Source organism: Wansuia hejianensis, from assembly GCF_014337215.1.
In the GTDB taxonomy this organism is placed as follows: domain Bacteria; phylum Bacillota; class Clostridia; order Lachnospirales; family Lachnospiraceae; genus Scatomonas; species Scatomonas hejianensis.
Window position 1 is genome coordinate 1,131,625 of record NZ_CP060635.1, and the last position, 17,759, is coordinate 1,149,383.

12 protein-coding genes are annotated in these 17,759 nt (G+C 50.9%); 8 read left to right on the top strand and 4 right to left on the bottom strand.

Annotated features, from left to right (window positions below; genetic code table 11):
• Window positions 1-18: 18 nt before the first annotated feature.
• Entirely contained in the window at window positions 19-1,086 is a 1,068-nt protein-coding gene (locus H9Q79_RS05215; RefSeq protein WP_118643705.1) for a uroporphyrinogen decarboxylase family protein, read from the top strand.
• A 197-nt stretch (window positions 1,087-1,283) separates the two neighbouring features.
• On the opposite strand, the gene H9Q79_RS05220 is transcribed toward H9Q79_RS05215, so the two are convergent.
• Entirely contained in the window at window positions 1,284-3,626 is a 2,343-nt protein-coding gene (locus H9Q79_RS05220) for a glycoside hydrolase family 3 C-terminal domain-containing protein (RefSeq protein WP_249329335.1), read from the bottom strand.
• 194 nt (window positions 3,627-3,820) lie between these two features.
• Here H9Q79_RS05220 and H9Q79_RS05225 point away from each other — a divergent pair, with 194 nt between their 5' ends.
• Window positions 3,821-5,074 (top strand): glycosyltransferase family 2 protein, encoded by a 1,254-nt coding sequence (locus tag H9Q79_RS05225; protein WP_249329336.1) that lies wholly within the window; start codon window positions 3,821-3,823, stop codon window positions 5,072-5,074.
• A 216-nt stretch (window positions 5,075-5,290) separates the two neighbouring features.
• Here the strand turns inward: H9Q79_RS05225 and leuS are convergent, their stop codons facing one another.
• The 3 genes from leuS to H9Q79_RS05240 all read right to left on the bottom strand — a co-directional run bounded on the left by leuS (window position 5,291) and on the right by H9Q79_RS05240 (window position 10,984).
• Window positions 5,291-7,705: a leucine--tRNA ligase gene (gene leuS, locus H9Q79_RS05230; RefSeq protein ID WP_283245094.1), complete on the bottom strand. Its 2,415-nt coding sequence runs from the start codon at window positions 7,703-7,705 to the stop codon at window positions 5,291-5,293.
• Window positions 7,706-7,963: 258 nt separating this feature from the next.
• Window positions 7,964-8,866: a zinc-ribbon domain-containing protein gene (locus H9Q79_RS05235; protein WP_118643697.1), complete on the bottom strand. Its 903-nt coding sequence runs from the start codon at window positions 8,864-8,866 to the stop codon at window positions 7,964-7,966.
• 27 nt (window positions 8,867-8,893) lie between these two features.
• The gene (locus H9Q79_RS05240; RefSeq protein WP_249329337.1) at window positions 8,894-10,984 is read right to left on the bottom strand and encodes an elongation factor G; all 2,091 of its coding nucleotides are present in this window, start codon (window positions 10,982-10,984) and stop codon (window positions 8,894-8,896) included.
• Window positions 10,985-11,227: 243 nt separating this feature from the next.
• Between H9Q79_RS05240 and aroF the strand changes: the two genes are divergently transcribed.
• The 6 genes from aroF to H9Q79_RS05270 all read left to right on the top strand — a co-directional run bounded on the left by aroF (window position 11,228) and on the right by H9Q79_RS05270 (window position 17,696).
• A complete protein-coding gene (aroF, locus tag H9Q79_RS05245; protein ID WP_118643695.1) occupies window positions 11,228-12,241 on the top strand; it encodes a 3-deoxy-7-phosphoheptulonate synthase in 1,014 nt (337 codons plus the stop codon).
• A gap of 1 nt (window position 12,242) precedes the next feature.
• Window positions 12,243-13,343: a prephenate dehydrogenase gene (locus H9Q79_RS05250; protein WP_249329338.1), complete on the top strand. Its 1,101-nt coding sequence runs from the start codon at window positions 12,243-12,245 to the stop codon at window positions 13,341-13,343.
• A 13-nt stretch (window positions 13,344-13,356) separates the two neighbouring features.
• Entirely contained in the window at window positions 13,357-14,637 is a 1,281-nt protein-coding gene (aroA, locus tag H9Q79_RS05255) for a 3-phosphoshikimate 1-carboxyvinyltransferase (RefSeq protein WP_118643691.1), read from the top strand.
• A gap of 16 nt (window positions 14,638-14,653) precedes the next feature.
• Window positions 14,654-15,493, top strand: coding sequence for an AraC family transcriptional regulator (locus H9Q79_RS05260; protein WP_249329339.1), 840 nt, complete (start codon window positions 14,654-14,656; stop codon window positions 15,491-15,493).
• An 85-nt stretch (window positions 15,494-15,578) separates the two neighbouring features.
• On the top strand, window positions 15,579-16,199 hold the full coding sequence (locus H9Q79_RS05265) for a DUF4867 family protein (RefSeq protein ID WP_118643689.1): 621 nt from the start codon (window positions 15,579-15,581) through the stop codon (window positions 16,197-16,199).
• Between the two features lie 15 nt (window positions 16,200-16,214).
• A complete protein-coding gene (locus H9Q79_RS05270) occupies window positions 16,215-17,696 on the top strand; it encodes an L-fucose/L-arabinose isomerase family protein (RefSeq protein WP_249329340.1) in 1,482 nt (493 codons plus the stop codon).
• The last annotated feature ends 63 nt before the right edge of the window (window positions 17,697-17,759 follow it).

Consider the following 17,759-nt stretch of genomic DNA (forward strand, 5'->3'; position numbering starts at 1 on the left):
AAAGGAGCCAGAACCATTATGAATTCCAGAGAACGAGTGCTTACCGCTATGAACCATGTGAGGCCTGACCGAGTGCCCATCAATTTCCGTTCTGTCGACACCGTCGCAGACCGCATGGAACACTATTACAGCAAATCCCACCAGGAATTATTAGAATACCTGCAGGTAGATTTCCGGGAGGTAATCCCCCCTTATACCGGCCCGGCCTTCCCCAAAGACTCCAACGGCAATTTCTTCGATGAATGGGGAGTCCGGCGGAAGGAGGTTGTCACAGACCGCAGCCGCGATGTTTTCGTTGATTACAGCCCGCTGGCGGATGTGGAAGACCTGGATGAAATCAGGAATTATCCCTGGCCGGATGTGGACGCCTACGATTATTCCTGCCTGGAAACCATGTGCAGGGGATTTGACGGCTATGCGATCTCCGGTCCCGGGCTTTTCGCCGAAGGCTACCACGGCGTTTTCCACCAACTGACTTACCTGTTCGGCATGGAACAGGCGATGATGAACCTTCTCACAGAAGAAGAGCTGGTTAAAGAGACGATTAAACACATCACTGCCTACTGGACCGGCTATTTCGACAGAATGTTCACCGCCTGCAAGGGGAAGCTGGATTTTATCTTCTATAAAGACGACATGGGTTCCCAGAACAGCCTTCTGGTGAGCCAGGATGTATTCAGAAAATTTTTCAAGCCCAGCCTCAAGGAGCTATGCGATCTGGCGGACAGCTACGGCGCCGCCATGATTTACCATACCTGCGGAAGCGTCAAGCCTCTGATTTCCGACTTCATCGACGCGGGCGTAAAAGTGCTGGATCCGATCCAGACTTCAGCGAAGGATATGGATATCCGGGATCTGAAAGATTCTTTCGGAGACAAGGTGACGTTCCACGGCGCCATCGATACCCAGCAGGTGCTCCCCAACAGCAGCCCTGAGGAAATCATTGATATTGTAAAACACACTCTGTCCGTGCTCGGAAAAGACGGGGGCTATTTCTTCAGCCCTTCCCACCGGATCCAGCAGGATACGCCTATCGAAACGATTGTGGCCATGTACGACACGGTCCGCAACTGGAACGATTATTAACTGCCGATATCATTCCTGAACGCATGCTCCTCATGAGGCGTAGGGGGAAGGCATGTTAACCAATGTCTTGCGGGCGTCATCCCGGAACGCATGCTCCTCACGGAGCGTGGGAACAGCCCGCGTTGTTCCAAGTGGTATTCCCCCGGAGAATAGAGGCCGCCGCCCAGCTCAGTTTTGCTGTTGCGGCAGCCTTTTTCTCATTGTGAAATGTCTTTCTTCCTTCCCGGCTTTTTCTTCCCTGCCCCCAGAACCATCTTTTTAAGGCCGCTTCCCGGCTTCCCATTCAGCAGTTCTATGATTCCCTTCACCTGCCCGGCATTGATTTTCCCATTTGTCCCCATGGGAAGCTGCCGGATCGGCATATCCATAATCATGTCGGCCATCCTCTCACCGCTCACAAATTCCCCGGAGGTCTTCGCGGCAATCCTCCTCACCAGCGCCAGCACCGGGCGCAGCAGCGGAATTGACTGAAACTCCCGGAGTGTGGAATTCATGGTGAAACGTGGTTTTTTCTCTCCGCCGGCAGCTTCCGGCGTTTCAACGGCAACAGCCGGAATGTCCAGGGGCCAGCTCTGCCTTTCCGTGATTTCCACAATAGCTTCCAGCCGGATGTCCCGGCTGGAGCTGCCCACCAAAAGCTGATATTCCCCCGGAGCTGTCACCCATGCGCAGTCCGGCTCATGAAAACGGGCAAAATCCCTGTCTGCCAGCCGGAAAACCACCTGCCGCTTCTCTCCGGCCTGCAGTTCAACTTTCTGGAAACCTATCAGCTCTTTATAATATGGATTCTTCCGGGATGACAGATACAGCTGGACAGCCTCCTTGCCCGGCCGGCTTCCTGAGTTCTTCAGAGCAAAGGATATGGCTCCGTCTTCCTGATGGATGTCTTCATATATGAAAGAAGTATAGGACAGCCCGTGCCCAAAGGGAAACAGGACTTCCCGGTCAGCACTATCATAATACCGGTATCCCACGTAAATTCCCTCCTGATAACAGACCTTCTCCTCCAGCCCCGGATAGCGGCCAAAGCAGGGCGTGTCGGAAAGCTTTACCGGAAAGGTCTCGGCCAGCTTTCCAGAAGGGTTAACCGTTCCGGTCAGAATTGCAGCAGCGGCATGGCCGCCCTGGCAGCCGCCGAGATAACACATCATAACAGCTCCTGCCTGACTGATCCAGGGCATCTCCACCGGCCCGCCGCCCTGCAGGATCACGGCCACTTTATCGTGAATCCCGCAGATTTCCCGGATCAGCCGGTTCTGGTTCGCAGGCAGCTCCAGATTCTCCCTGTCAAATCCTTCCGATTCATAGTCTTCCGGAAGCCCGGCGAATATCAGGACCGTATCCCGGCCCTCACAGGCTCTGCGGGCCTCTTCCAGAAGCTGTTCTTCATCCGCCCCTGCCTTCAGGCTGTAACCGCAGGCATAAGTCACCTTACAGCCTGCCTCCTTCAGCGCTGCCAGGGGACTGTCCCTCTGCACCGCATTTACCTTGCTGCTGCCCGCCCCCTGATATCTGGGAAACTTGGCCAGAGCACCGATCACCGCGATCTCCTCGCTTGATTTCACAGGAAGCACTCCTTCATTCTTCAGCAATACCGCTGAATTCTCCGCCACCTCCCTGGCCAGGGCAAGATGGGCTTTCCGGTCGCTGGTGTATGGGATCTTCTGCCCCTCCTGATGCTTCAGCGTCAGATCGATTATATGACCGGCAATCTCATCCAGACGCTTTTCCGGAAGCCTGCCATCTTCCACTGCTGCCATGAGATATTCTTCATCATGATTGACTCCCCCCGGCATCTCCACATCCAGCCCGGAGCGGAAGCTGGAAGCGCAACGGTTCATGGCGCCCCAGTCTGAAATAACCGTCCCTTCAAATCCCCACTGGCGCCTGAGAACATCCTGCAGCAGCCAGCTGTTTTCACAGCAATAGGTTCCATTCAGGAGATTATAAGCCGGCATCACGGTCCAGGGCCGCCCTTCCCGCACAGCAATCTCAAATGGCTTCAGATAGATCTCCCAAAGGGTGCGCGCGTCTATCCTGGAATCACTTTTGGCACGCTTCGTCTCCTGGCTGTTCGCCGCGAAATGCTTCAGCGAGGTGCCCACCCCTTTGCTCTGCACGCCTTTAATCAACGCCGCCGCCAGCTTACCGGCCAGCAGCGGATCTTCACTCAGGTACTCAAAATTCCTTCCGCAGAGAGGGCTTCTCTTAATATTAACTCCCGGTCCCAGCAGGACGGCCACATTTTCCTCCCGGCATTCTTCTCCCAGAGCCTGCCCCATGCGGAAAATGAGGTCTTCATCGAAGCTGCACGCAAATGCGCTGGCTGTGGGATAACATACCGCCGGTATGCTGCCCAAAGGGCTCTGATACCCCTCATCCCGTTTCTGTTTTCTCAGCCCGTGAGGTCCGTCAGCGACTGCCAGAACAGGCAGTCCGAGGCGCTCTGCCCCTCCCAGGCTCCAGAAACTTCTTCCCGCGCAGAAACCCACCTTTTCACGCTTCGTCAGCTGCCTGACCAGTTCTGCTTTTTTCACCATTGTCAGTTTCCTCCAAACGCCTTGATATCTTATCATTATACAGAAATCCAGAGGAAAAACCAGACGAATCCTTTAATTTCTCTTAATTTTCTATTTCGATTACATTTTTCCATTTGTCAAATGCTCTTCCGTCTGGTATAGTTAATTAAAGATTTACCTAATACCTATTTACAATTGAAAATAAGGGGTGCGCTATGAAATTATTTCTGGAAATTCTTTTAAAGATTCTTCCGAATATATTTATACTTTTGTTTTTATATCAGTTCATCTATCTGCTGGTCGGCCTGTTTAAAAAACCCATGCTTTTCGAGGCTAAAAAGCAGCACCGGTATGCGATACTGATTTCGGCAAAGAATGAGGAAAATGTTATCGCTCATTTGATTCACAGCATTCTGAACCAGGAGTATCCAAAGGAGCTCATTCAGGTGTTCGTCGTTGCAGACAACTGCTCTGACCAGACCGCCGACGTATCGCGCGGCGCCGGGGCAACCGTCTACGAGCGGTATGATTCCCAGCAGCTTGGCAAGGGATATGCCCTTCAGTATCTGCTCCGCCAGATTGACAAGGATTACGGGCTGGATACGTTTGAAGGTTATCTCGTATTTGACGCAGACAACCTGCTGGAGAAGAATTACATACAGGAAATTAACAAAGTGTTCGATAACGGTTACCGGATTATCACCAGCTATCGGAATTCCAAGAATTACGGTTCCAACTGGATCAGCGCAGGCACAGGCCTGTGGTTCCTCCGAGAAGCGAAATTTATCAACAATGCCCGTATGCAGTTGGGAGTCAGCTGCCTGGTGTCCGGCACCGGATTCCTGATGCACAGGGATATCGTCAAATCCAACGACGGGTGGAACTTCTTCCTTTTGACCGAAGACGTGCAATTCTCCGTCAACAGCATTTTAAAGGGTGAAAAAATCGGCTATTGCGGCGACGCGGTATTCTATGATGAACAGCCGCTCCGGTTCACAGATTCCTGGAATCAGCGGCTGCGGTGGACCAAAGGATTTTACCAGGTATTCTATGAATATGGCAGCCAGCTCTTAAAACGGTTCTTTACAACCGCCAGTTTTACCTGCTACGATGTGCTGATAACGTTGACGCCCGGCTTTGTATTCCTGGCTTCGGTTCTCCTGATCGGCGTTATTACCGCGATCAATTCAGCTATGGTGATGAGCGTCTATTTCGCCCAGATCCTCCATACCTTCCTGCTGGCCTGCGCCACATCATACCTGCTTTTCTTTTTACTGGGTATGTCAACCACGCTGGCGGAATGGAAACGGATTTACTGCCCGAACAGGAAGAAGATTTTATACATGTTTACTTTTCCTATATTTATGTTTACATATGTGCCGTTATCCGTAATCGCACTGTTTGTGAAAATCAAATGGAAACCGATACTGCACGCAGTATCCATCAACGCTGAACAGGTGAAAAATTAATTTTTCACCTGTTCTTTTCATTGTGCACCTGGCGGCGCACGTTTCTGAGGGGTGCAAGTCCCAAACCCGCCCGGTGGTGGGAAGGATATAGCCGACCATCGTGAGGTGGAATCTGAAGGAAACTGGATGCGGGGAACAAACCTTGGTGTTTTCTTTTCGTCCGTTTCGTCAAGAACTGCCCTAGGTTGTTATTCTGTTGTGAGTTTTCCTCCCGACTTATTTCATAACAAAATTGACAATTTTACCCGGAACATAGATCTCTTTCACCACATTTCCCGTCAGACGGTCTGCTATCACATCCCTCCCTTTCGCCAGGGCATCTTCTTTACTGATATCACTTGCAATGGAAATGACGGCTCTTGTCTTCCCGTTAATCTGCACAGGAATTTCCACTTCATCATCTTTCATGGCTTCTTCGCTGTGTTCCGGCCATTTTTCATGAAAAACAGTCTCTGTGTGTCCGTACTGTTCCCAGATTTCTTCCGCCACATGGGGTACAAAGGGAGCCAGCAGCTTCGTAAATGCTTCAATCGTTTCCCGGTCGATGCCTCCCGTCTTTTTGGACAGGTCAATCAGCTTGTTATTGTACTCCATAAACGCTGATATAACCGTATTCAAGCTGAAGCTTTCCAGACGCTGAGTGACGTCATGGATCAGGCGGTGTCTGATCTTGATCATCTCCGGAGTGGCCGGAACATTGGCATCCCTGCTGTCCAGAGCCAGGTTCCAGAAACGTTTGATGAACCTGTTAACTCCGTCGATTCCCCGGTCATCCCATTCCGCATCCAGTTCCGGCGGACCTACAAACAATTCATACATACGGAGGGAATCGCATCCGTAATCTCTCACGAGATCATCCGGTGAAACCACGTTCCCCTTGGATTTACTCATCTTAATGCCGTTCTTGCCAGTAATCATGCCCTGATTAAACAGCTTCTGGAAAGGTTCATCAAAGTCTATGACGCCGATGTCGCACAGAAACTTTGTATAAAACCTGGAATACAACAGATGCAGCACCGCGTGCTCTACGCCACCGATATACATGTCAACCGGAAGGTACTGGTCCGCTTTTTCCCTGGATACAAGCTCTGCATCGTTATGACTGTCCACATAACGCAGGAAATACCAGGAGGACCCTGCCCACTGGGGCATGGTATTGGTCTCTCTTTTCGCGTCGGCACCGCAGACCGGGCATTTACAGTTCACCCATTCATCTATGCCAGCCAGAGGCGACTCGCCGGTTCCTGTCGGCTGATAGCTCTCCACCTCCGGAAGCATCAGCGGAAGCTCTTCCTCCGGTACCGGGACGTTTCCGCAATGAGGGCAGTGGATGATGGGAATCGGCTCACCCCAGTAACGCTGACGGGAAAATACCCAGTCACGAAGCTTGTAATTCACCGTCTTCCTTCCCAGGCCTCTCTTCTCAATCATCATCGGAGCCTCTTTCTTCAGCACGGCTGATTCCATTCCATTCCATTCACCGGAATTGATCATGGTGCCGGACGCATCGGTATAGGCTTCCGTCATGTTCTCAATTTCTTTGCCGTCCTTGGCGATCACCTGTATGATCGGCAAATTAAATTTCTTCGCAAATTCAAAATCACGGTCGTCGTGGGCAGGCACGCACATGATCGCTCCGGTTCCGTAGTCCGCCAGAACATAATCGGACAGCCAGATCGGAACCTTCTCCTGATTCAGCGGGTTAATCGCATAGCTTCCGGTAAATACGCCTGTCTTTTCTTTAGCCTGCATGCGGTCTACGTTGGATTTCATCGACGCATCAAAGATATATTTTTCAACGGCTTCCCGGTTGTCCTCTGTGGCCAGCCCTGCCGCAAGCGCATGCTCCGGCGAAAGCACCATGAAGGTGGCGCCGTAAAGGGTATCCGGCCGTGTGGTGTAGACAGTGATACTCTCATCCCTTCCCTCAACCGGGAATTCCACTTCCGCGCCATAGGACTTCCCGATCCAGTCTGTCTGCATCTTCTTGACCTTTTCCGGCCAGTCCAGCTTGTCCAGGTCATCCAGAAGGCGGTCGGCATATTTTGTGATTCTCAGCATCCACTGACGAAGGTTTTTCTTAGTCACCTCCGCGCCGCAGCGCTCACATCTTCCGTTCACGACCTCTTCATTGGCCAGCCCTGTCTTACAGGAAGGACACCAGTTAATGGGAAATTCCTTCTCGTAGGCCAGGCCCTTTTTGAACATCTGTACAAAAATCCACTGCGTCCATTTATAGAATTGGGGATCGGTCGTATTCACTTCCATATCCCAGTCATAAATAGCTGCTATATCGTTGATCTGGCGTTTAATATTCGATACATTTTCAGCGGTGGATTTCGCCGGATGGACGCCCATCTTGATGGCGTAATTCTCAGCCGGCAGTCCGAAGGCATCCCAACCCATGGGATGGATTACGTAATGCCCCTGCATCAGCTTGTAGCGGCTCCACACATCAGAAATCACATAACCTCTCCAGTGGCCTACATGAAGGCCGTTGCCTGAAGGGTATGGAAACATATCCAGACAGTAATATTTCGGCTTTTTTCCGTCATTCACATTAATTGGGTTCTTTTCCCAGTTCTCACGCCACTTTTTTTCAATCGCTTTGTGATTAAATGGTATTGCCATTGTATTTTCCTCCTCGCAGTTCTGCGTCAAGCGCAAAAAGCCCCCTTGGGGCCAAAAACTCATACCCACAGGGCACCCCGCGAGTATAAAAACATTATATTTTCCGCAGCAGGAAATGTCAAGGCGCAATTCCGGATTTGCGGGGTCTGGTTTACATGGGATATCCGTATAAAACCCCGGAGGGGACGGACGGGGCGAAGGTTCTCACTTATGGAGAACCCTCGCCCCGTCTGACCCCTATGAGCCTCCTGAATTCATCTATCCCTCCGTCATTTGGAGATATTCATCTTCATCAGCAGGCGTCAGGAAACCGAAACTGGCCGTGCCGATAAGGGCGCTGCTCAGTCCGCAGATATACCACTTATCTCCGTAACGCATGAGAGACACACTGCCTGCATAAGTCTCCCCGTCATATTCGTAAAGTACGCCGTAATCCTCAATCTCATCGCAGCCATAAATATCGCAGTTACTTTTTAGATTTTTCTGATGGGTTTCGCTGTCCTGCATATCCGGCATTGCGTAATCGATTCTTAAAACCCGAAAAGTTTTCAGTTCATCCAGCTTGGATGCATCCACAATGCCATCTGAAATATCATCCAGATCGGAATCGCCCTCGTATAGCGGATTGCCTGTGAGCATCGCCTCGTCAGCCTGCAGGCTGAAACACATGCTTCCAATCTGGCTGGCGGCATTTCCTCTGAGCTGTTCCCGGTTCGCGTCGGTAAAAATTGTATCAGTGGAGGCGAAGGGCATCGGAAAGTTTACCATCCATGCTCTGACCCGTTCAATCATAGCCCCACAGTCGTAGTTTTCTGCCCGCAGTCCGCACCCAAACATGGCCACTGCGCCGTTCAGGTCATTGGCAGCAATCGATTTTCCAAATTCCTCCATCAGCCTCTCCGGCGTGCTATAACCGACATCTGCAGTGGAACCGCCCTTTCCTCCCGCCAGAGGAAGGCTGAAGAAGTTCTGCAGGATCAGGATCACTGCCAGAGCAGCCGCCAGGATTGAGGCCACCAAAGTCCCTGTCGGTATTTTTTTGCTTTTTCCCGTTTTTTCTCCCGGGACGGAGCCACTGGCAGGCTGCTCCATCTGTGCTCCGCACTTCGTACAGAATCTGACGCCCTCTGTCACTTCATTTCCACATTTCTGGCACCTCATGGCCTTCCTCCCCCCACCAGTATGAACTTATTCCTCGTCTTTCGTCAATTTGCTCGCCCTGGCCGCAATTTCCTTTTCCTGTACATCACTGGGTGCCTGCTCATAACGTGCAAATTCGTACTCGAAAGTACCGCTGCCTCCGGTCATGGAGCGAAGGGTAGTGGAATATCCGTAGATTTCCAGCTCCGGCACTTCTGCCTCAACAACCGTGTTGCCGCTGTGGTCCGGATTCATCCCCAGCACACGGCCGCGGCGTTTGTTCAGATCGCCCATAATATCTCCGGTATATTTATCCGGCACTGTCACCTTCATAGTCACAATCGGCTCCAGCAGAACCGGCCCCGCTTCCATAAAGCCCTTTTTGAAGGCCATAACTGTCGCCGTCTTGAAAGCCATTTCAGAGGAATCTACCGGATGATAGGAACCATCATAGAGAATCGCCTTCACACCTACTACCGGATAAGCAGCCAGCGGACCTGCCTGAACGGATTCCTGCATGCCCTTTTCTACCGCCGGGAAATAATTCTTCGGCACGGCGCCTCCCACAACCTCTTCCGCGAATATAAAGGATTTCTCCATATCCCCTGAAGGCTCAAAGCGCATCTTAACGTGGCCGTACTGACCATGGCCGCCGGATTGTTTTTTATATTTCGCTTCCACATCGGATTTTTTCCGGATTGTCTCACGGAATGCTACCTTTGGCCTGGAAAGCTCCACTTCCACCTTATAGCGCTCCTGAAGCTTGCTGACAATGATGTCAATATGCTGGTCGCCGAGGCCGCAGATCAGTGTCTGATGATTTGCCGAGTCATTGACCACCTTCATGGTCAGATCTTCCTGCATCATCTTGGAAAATGCCTGGGAGATCTTATCCACATCACCTTTGTTCTTCGGTTTATACCGCTTTGACGTATAGGGTTTGGAAACAGCCACTTGCCCGTAGACCACCGGATGGGCCTTCGTCGCCAGAGAATCTCCAGTCTTCGCATCGCCCAGTTTGGCAATTGCCCCGATATCTCCCGCATGCAGCTCAGGAATCTCAATCGGCTTGGAGCCCTGGAGGATGTAGAGCTTATTCAGCTTCTCCTCGCTGTCCTGATCCACATTGTACAGCACATCGTCATTCTTGATGACGCCTGAGCATACCTTAATCAGTGAATATTTGCCCAGGAATGGGTCTACAATCGTCTTAAAAATCGTTGCACTCTTCGGCTTCTGGAAATCATAATCCGCATCAAATACCGCATTGCTGTTTTTGTCCAGGCCTGCACGTTTTCTCTGCGAGGGATTCGGGAAATAACCAACGATATCATCCAACAGATTAGAAACACCCTGCAGGTTCACCGGTGAACCCATGCATACAGGCACCAGGCTTCCATCGCCCACATTCGCAGCCAATGCCGCCGATATCTCTGCAACAGAGAATTCTTCTCCGCCGAAATAGCGGTCCATGAACTCCTCGCTGGTCTCTGCCACGGATTCCATCAGCGTCTCTCTGTATTTCTCCAGGTACTCCTTAGAGTATTCAGGAATCTCACACTCTTCTTTTTTGTCTCTCTCTATGTAACGGCGGCCTTTATTCTTAACGATATTGATATAGCCGACGAATTTTTCATTTTCACGAATCGGCATGTGGAGGGGGGCAATCCTCTTGCCATACAGCTCCTGCAGGTCTTCCACAACCTTACGGTAGCTAACATTATCGATATCCATATCTGTTACAAAAATCATGCGCGGCAGCTGGAAGCGTTCACACAGATCCCATGCCTTCTGGGTTCCCACCTGTACGCCCGCCTTGCCGGAAATGACGATCACAGCGGCGTCGGCAGCTGATGCAGCTTCCTCTGCTTCGCCTGCAAAATCAAAAAATCCCGGTGTATCCAATACGTTGATTTTCTCTTTTCCCCACTCAACAGGCACTAAGGATGTGGAAATTGAAAATTTACGTCTAATCTCTTCCTTATCAAAATCGCTGATAGTGTTTCCGTCAGCTACTTTTCCCAGACGATTTGTAATCCCGGAAAGATATGCCATGGCCTCTACCAGTGAAGTCTTTCCTGATCCGCCGTGTCCAAGCAACACCACATTTCTGATTCTGTCAGTTCTATAAACGTCCATATTGTAATACCTCCTGATTGTAGTTTCTTGCTATGGGTACATTTTACTAAAATTTTTACAATTTTTCAAGTATTTTATGAATTTTAACCAATAAAATTTGGATGATTCAAAATACTTGTTTTTGTGATTTTCTCAAGTTAAAGTGTTGCACTTTAAACCGGTAAATCGTTGACTTTTCTCCATATTTCAAGTACAATGATAGACGGTTAAACATATGAAACGAAAGGCATGAGGTAGAACACTATGATTATTGTTATGAAACCCAACGCTCCAAAAGAAGCTGTAAAACAGGTTACTGATTTAATTCAGGAGAAAGGGCTGGAAACACATCTCTCGGAGGGCCGCCAGGTCACGATTATCGGCGTTGTTGGAGATAAGAATAAATTATGCAATGAGAACCTGACGCTCCTTCCCTATGTTGATAAGCTGGTTCCGATCACTGAGAGCTATAAGCTCAGCAACAAAAAATTCCATCCGGAACCCACCCGCGTGAAAGTTGGAAATCATGAGATCGGTCCGGACACTCTCACGATCATGGCAGGCCCATGTGCGGTCGAGACCGAAGAACAGCTCATGACCATCGCCAGGGCTGTGAAAAAGGCCGGCGCTCAGTTCGTCCGGGGCGGCGCCTATAAGCCGCGGACGTCTCCTTACTCTTTCCAGGGACTTGAGGAAGAGGGGCTGCGCTATATGGCCGAGGCAAAGAAGGAATTTGGCCTGAATACCATCTGTGAGGTAATCAGCGAGGCTGCCATTGAAGCTGCCGCCAAATACGTGGATATGCTTCAGATCGGCGCCCGCAATATGCAGAATTTCCAGCTTCTCCGGGAAGCCGGACGTTCCGGGATGCCGGTTCTCTTAAAACGCGGGCTGGCGGCCACCGTGGATGAATGGCTGAACGCGGCGGAATACATTATTTCAGAGGGGAACCCGCGTGTCGTCCTCTGTGAACGGGGAATCCGAACCTACGAGACAGCCACCCGCAACACGCTGGATCTGAGCGCAATTCCTGTGATCCGTGAAAAATCTCATCTGCCCATCATCGTCGATCCCAGCCACGCCACAGGCGTATTCTCCTATGTTCCGCCCCTGGCCAAGGCCGCAGTCGCATGCGGCGCGGACGGACTGATGATCGAGGTTCATAACGACCCGGAACACGCTCTGTCAGACGGCCCACAGTCTCTGACATTTTCTAATTTTGACCAGCTCATGAATGAATTGCAGGCATATACACGCCTGGCAGGAAGGACTTTGTAACATGGATAAGACTCGTATCGGATTTATCGGCCTGGGGCTGATCGGCGGTTCCATCGCTAGAGCCATCCGGAAATTTCACCCGGAGTACGAACTGTTGGCCTATTCCCATACCAGAAGCACGCTGGACGAAGCGGTGGCAGAAGGAGTGATCGACATTCCCTGTTCTGAGGAGGATCCTCTTTTTGCAACCTGTGATTACATATTTCTGTGCGCTCCCGTACAGACGAATATTTCCTATCTGCCTTTTCTGAAGCAGACCATCAGTTCCCGCTGTGTTCTGACGGATGTGGGCAGCGTGAAGGGTGAGATGCACGATGCCGTGGCCGCAGCAGGCCTCTCCGCCAATTTCATCGGCGGCCACCCCATGGCGGGGTCTGAAAAAACAGGTTTTTCCAATTCTACCGATTATCTGCTGGAAAACGCCTATTATGTCATCACGCCTTCTGACCAGGCAGAACTTTCCAAAATCTCCGCCTATGTGGATCTGGTGGCTTCTCTGGGAGCCATTCCGCTGGTTCTCTCTTATGAGGAACATGACTATGTGGTGGCCGGCGTCAGCCATCTGCCTCATATCGTCGCCTCCTGCCTGGTCAACGCTATCGCCAGGCTGGATACAGAAAAAGAACGTATGAAGCTGGTCGCCGCCGGAGGATTTAAAGATATCACACGGATCGCTTCCTCCTCCCCAGTCATGTGGCAGCAAATCTGCCTCACGAATAAGAAACAGATTTCCAGGGTACTGGATGAATTTATCCGGCTGCTGATTCAGGCAAAATATCTGGTGGATCAGGGAGACGGAGATGCCCTTTACCAGATGTTCGAGTCCTCAAAAAATTACAGGGATTCCCTCTCCGACACAGTTTCCGGCCCAACCCCAAAACAGTATGTACTGTACTGCGATATCTACGACGAAGCCGGAGGAATTGCCACCATCACCACTCTTCTGGCTATGAACGGCATCAGTATCAAGAATATCGGCATCATTCACAACCGCGAGTTTGAAGAAGGCGTGCTCCGCATCGAGTTCTATGAAGAGGAAGCCTGCAGCAAAGCGCTGACCGCCCTTAAAAACAGAAATTACAAAGTACACCAACGACAGTGACCGGAGGCAAGCTATGAAATTCACACACACTACCAGAAGTCTGAAAGGGGAACTTACCGTTCCCGGCGATAAATCCATCTCCCACCGGGCAGTCATGTTCGGTTCTCTGGCAGAGGGCACTACGGAGATCACTCATTTTCTCCGGGGAGCCGACTGTCTCTCGACGATTGACTGTTTCCGGAAAATGGGAGTGGAGATACAGGAATTCCAGGACAGGATACTCGTGCATGGAAAGGGCCTCCACGGACTCCATGCCCCTGCTTCTATTTTAGACTGCGGCAACAGCGGAACCACCACCCGTCTGATTTCCGGCATTCTGGCCGGACAGGCTTTTTCCAGTGAGCTCACCGGGGACGCTTCCATCCAGAAGCGCCCTATGGGTCGTATCATCACTCCTCTTCTTCAAATGGGGGCTTCCGTGGAAAGCCTGAGAGGCAACGGCTGTGTTCCTCTGAGAATCCAGGGCCGCTCCTTAAAGGGGATTCACTATCAGTCACCTGTCGCCTCCGCCCAGGTAAAATCCTGCGTCCTGCTGGCCGGGCTGTACAGTGACGGGGTTACCAGTGTTACGGAACCGGCACTTTCCAGGAACCACACCGAACTAATGCTGAGTTATTTCGGAGCCCGAGTGACGGCAGAAGGCACTACGGCTTCCATCGCCCCAGATCCCGTTCTCTGCGGCGCTTCTGTAAAGGTGCCCGGCGACATCTCCTCAGCCGCTTATTTTCTGGCGGCTGCTCTCATGGTTCCCGGTTCAGAAGTCCTTCTCCGGAACGTGGGCATCAATCCTACCAGAGACGGGATTCTGAGAGTCATCCGTTCCATGGGCGGCCAGGTGGACATTTTGAATGAAACCACCGCCGGCGGGGAACCTACTGCCGATCTGTTGGTTCACAGCAGCAGCCTGCACGGTACGGTCATCGAGGGGTCTCTGATCCCCACGCTGATAGATGAAATACCAGTGCTGGCAGTCTTAGCAGCGGCCGCCGAGGGAACCACTGTGATCCGCAATGCGGAGGAATTGAAGGTGAAGGAATCCAACCGTCTGGATCTCATGGTGGATAGCCTTTCACGCATGGGAGCTGACATTGAAGGTACAGTGGACGGAATGATCATACGGGGAGGCCGCCCTCTGCACGGCACGGTGATCGACAGCCACCTGGATCACCGGATCGCCATGTCCTTTGCTGTCGCGTCCCTGACGGCGGACGGCGAGACAGATATTACCAATGCAGAATGTGTGAACATCTCATATCCGGCATTTTACGAAGATCTGGCCGGACTCATGCTTTAAAAGCAAGGAGGGGCTTATGGACTTTTCTCATGAACTGATTATGCCAAACGACGACATTCCCTTTAAAATGTTTGTCTTTGAAGGGCGGAACGGCAGCTATAGCCGTGATAAGCACTGGCACCGTTCTGTGGAGATTTTTGCCCTGTTTGAGGGAAGTCTTAGTTTTTTTATCGATAACAGAGAGTATCCTCTCTCTCCCGGTGAGTTCATGCTGGTGAATTCCAATGAAGTTCATTCCATCTCCGCTCCCCGCCCAAACCTGACGCTGGTCGTCCAGATTCCCCTGGCCACCTTCGCCAATTATTATACAGATGACAAATTTATTTACTTCTCTCACAGCTCCAGAAATCAGGATGAACAGGTGATGGGGCTGCTGAGGGATCTCTATGATACCTATAGCCGTTCAGAGTGCGGCTACGAACTGAAGGTTCTGAGCCAGTTTTATATGCTGGTCTACCTGCTGGTCACAAAATACCGGAAGCTGGATATAAGCCCTGATCTGGTACAGATCAACCGGAATCTCAACCAATTATCCAAAATCACTTCCTACATAAAGGAAAACTATGCTCAGACTCTGACTCTGGAGAGCCTCGCGAAGACCTTCAGCTATTCCCCGACCTATATTTCTCACATGTTCCAGAAATATGCCCAGACAACTTTCAAAACCTATCTTCAGAACCTCCGGCTGGAATACGCCTACCGCCAACTGGCCAACACGAGGACACCCATCGGAGAGATCGCTCTGAATCATGGATTTGCCAACAGCAAGTCCTTTTCTCATGTCTTTTTCAAGCGATACGGAATGCTGCCCAGCGAATTTCGCAGAGCTTCCGCTACTCACCATCCCCTAAAATGACAAGAAATTGCCATAAACAGAATAAGTTTAAGGTCGTGACAGCATTTTTTGACTGTTATAATATTCTCATAAAGGAGGTATTTTTATGAGAATACAGCAACTCACTGCTCCCTCTTTCCGACGTTATGGCAGAGTGCTGACGTATGATTGTACAGGACCCTTGCTGGAAGAGCTGAACCACACCCCGCTTCCGGATCAAGAAGTCGTTTACGTCCCATCTGATCCTGATCTGGAACGCCTGGATAGTGCCAGTGTGTTTCAGGATCGGGCATTCGGCGGGCTTCCTGTTCAGATTGGCTACTGTAACGGCAATAATCATTTTCTAAATGCTCTGGAATACCATCGGAGCTCAGAAATCAATATTGCCGCTGATGATCTGATACTGCTGCTCGGCCTGAGACAGGACCTATCAGATGGCTTCACCTATGACACAGCTAAAATAGAGGGATTTCTTGTGCCTGCCGGAACTGCTGCAGAGCTGTACGCGACCACTCTTCACTATGCTCCTGTCTCCGTATCGGACAGTAATTTTCGCTGTATTGTCATCCTGCCCAAAGGCACCAATGAACCGCTGATTTCGATGCCTCTCCAAGAAGGGGAAGACTGCCTGCTCGCAGCAAGGAACAAATGGCTGATCGCCCACAGAGATGCACAGATAGCGGGAGCGTTCTGCGGGCTCACTGGTGAAAATATTTATATTGGATAGAATTGGAGGAGAACCATGAATCATATACCTGAAATTAAAATCGGCATCGTGGCCGTCAGCAGAGACTGTTTCCCGGAAAGCCTGTCTGTCAGCCGCCGGAAATCCCTGATTGACGCTTATACGAAAAAATATGGTCACAAGGACATTTATGAATGCCCGGTCTGTATCGTAGAGAGCGAACTCCATATGGTACAGGCTTTGGAGAACATAAAAAAAGCCGGCTGCAATGCCCTGGCCGTCTATTTAGGCAATTTTGGCCCTGAAATTTCAGAAACACTGCTCGCCAAACACTTTTCCGGTCCGAAAATGTTCCTCGCCGCCGCAGAAGAAACCGGCAGCAACCTGGTTAGCGGCCGTGGGGACGCTTACTGCGGCATGCTGAACGCCAGTTATAACCTGAAGCTCCGGAATATTAAAGCCTTTATACCGGAATACCCCGTAGGAGATGCTGAACAATGTGCAGATATGATTCATGAGTTCCTGCCCGTCGCCCGTGCGGTTGTGGGATTATCCGAGCTGAAAATCATCAGCTTCGGCCCCCGTCCTCTGAACTTCCTCGCCTGCAACGCCCCCATCAAGCAGTTATACAACCTGGGCGTCGAAATCGAAGAAAATTCAGAGCTGGATCTTTTTGAAGCATTTCATAAGCATGACAATGACCCACGCATTCCCTCCCTGGTGGAGGAAATGACAGCCGAATTGGGTGAAGGCAATAAAAAACCGAACATTTTGCCGAAGCTGGCGCAATATGAGTTGACTTTAAAGGACTGGGTTAATGAACATAAGGGCTGCCGCAAATATGCCACCATCGCCGGAAAATGCTGGCCGGCGTTCCAGACTCAGTTCGGCTTTGTCCCCTGTTATGTCAACAGCCGCCTGACCGCCCAGGGAATTCCTGTATCCTGTGAGGTAGACATCTACGGGGCTCTCAGCGAATACATAGGTATGGCTGTCAGCCAGGATATCGTCACCCTGCTGGATATCAACAATACCGTTCCAAGGGATCTGTATGAAGCTGATATCCGTGGAAAATTCAACTATACTCAAAAGGATACCTTCATGGGCTTCCACTGCGGAAACACTGCCATCCAAAAGCTCAACAGATGCGAGATGAAATATCAGTTCATTATGGCCAGATCTCTCCCGGAAGAAGTGACCCAGGGCACGCTGGAAGGCGACATCGTGCCTGGAGATATCACTTTTTTCCGGCTTCAGAGCACCGCGGATAATATTCTCCGCGCCTATGTGACGCAAGGCGAAGTTCTTCCGGTTGCCACCCGTTCCTTTGGCTCCATCGGGGTATTCGCAATACCTGAAATGGGCCGTTTTTACCGCCATGTGCTCATAGAGGGCAATTATCCGCATCATGGGGCCGTTGCCTTCGGACATTATGGCAAGGCGCTGTATGAGGTATTCAAGTATATTGGGGTACCCGTTGAGGAAATCGGATACAACCGCCCGGCCGGAGATCGTTATCCCACAGAGAATCCCTTCTAAAACAAAAAACTGCCTCTCCATTCGGGAATTCCTTCCTTCCTTCCTGTTGAGGCAGTTTTCTTC

Excerpts from the sequence above, each read along its gene's own strand:
- H9Q79_RS05215 (WP_118643705.1), top strand. The coding sequence starts at position 19 with ATGAATTCCAGAGAACGAGTGCTTACCGCTATGAACCATGTGAGGCCT.
- H9Q79_RS05220 (WP_249329335.1), bottom strand. The coding sequence starts at position 3,626 with ATGGTGAAAAAAGCAGAACTGGTCAGGCAGCTGACGAAGCGTGAAAAG.
- H9Q79_RS05225 (WP_249329336.1), top strand. The coding sequence starts at position 3,821 with ATGAAATTATTTCTGGAAATTCTTTTAAAGATTCTTCCGAATATATTT.
- leuS (WP_283245094.1), bottom strand. The coding sequence starts at position 7,705 with ATGGCAATACCATTTAATCACAAAGCGATTGAAAAAAAGTGGCGTGAG.
- H9Q79_RS05235 (WP_118643697.1), bottom strand. The coding sequence starts at position 8,866 with ATGAGGTGCCAGAAATGTGGAAATGAAGTGACAGAGGGCGTCAGATTC.
- H9Q79_RS05240 (WP_249329337.1), bottom strand. The coding sequence starts at position 10,984 with ATGGACGTTTATAGAACTGACAGAATCAGAAATGTGGTGTTGCTTGGA.
- aroF (WP_118643695.1), top strand. The coding sequence starts at position 11,228 with ATGATTATTGTTATGAAACCCAACGCTCCAAAAGAAGCTGTAAAACAG.
- H9Q79_RS05250 (WP_249329338.1), top strand. The coding sequence starts at position 12,243 with ATGGATAAGACTCGTATCGGATTTATCGGCCTGGGGCTGATCGGCGGT.
- aroA (WP_118643691.1), top strand. The coding sequence starts at position 13,357 with ATGAAATTCACACACACTACCAGAAGTCTGAAAGGGGAACTTACCGTT.
- H9Q79_RS05260 (WP_249329339.1), top strand. The coding sequence starts at position 14,654 with ATGGACTTTTCTCATGAACTGATTATGCCAAACGACGACATTCCCTTT.
- H9Q79_RS05265 (WP_118643689.1), top strand. The coding sequence starts at position 15,579 with ATGAGAATACAGCAACTCACTGCTCCCTCTTTCCGACGTTATGGCAGA.
- H9Q79_RS05270 (WP_249329340.1), top strand. The coding sequence starts at position 16,215 with ATGAATCATATACCTGAAATTAAAATCGGCATCGTGGCCGTCAGCAGA.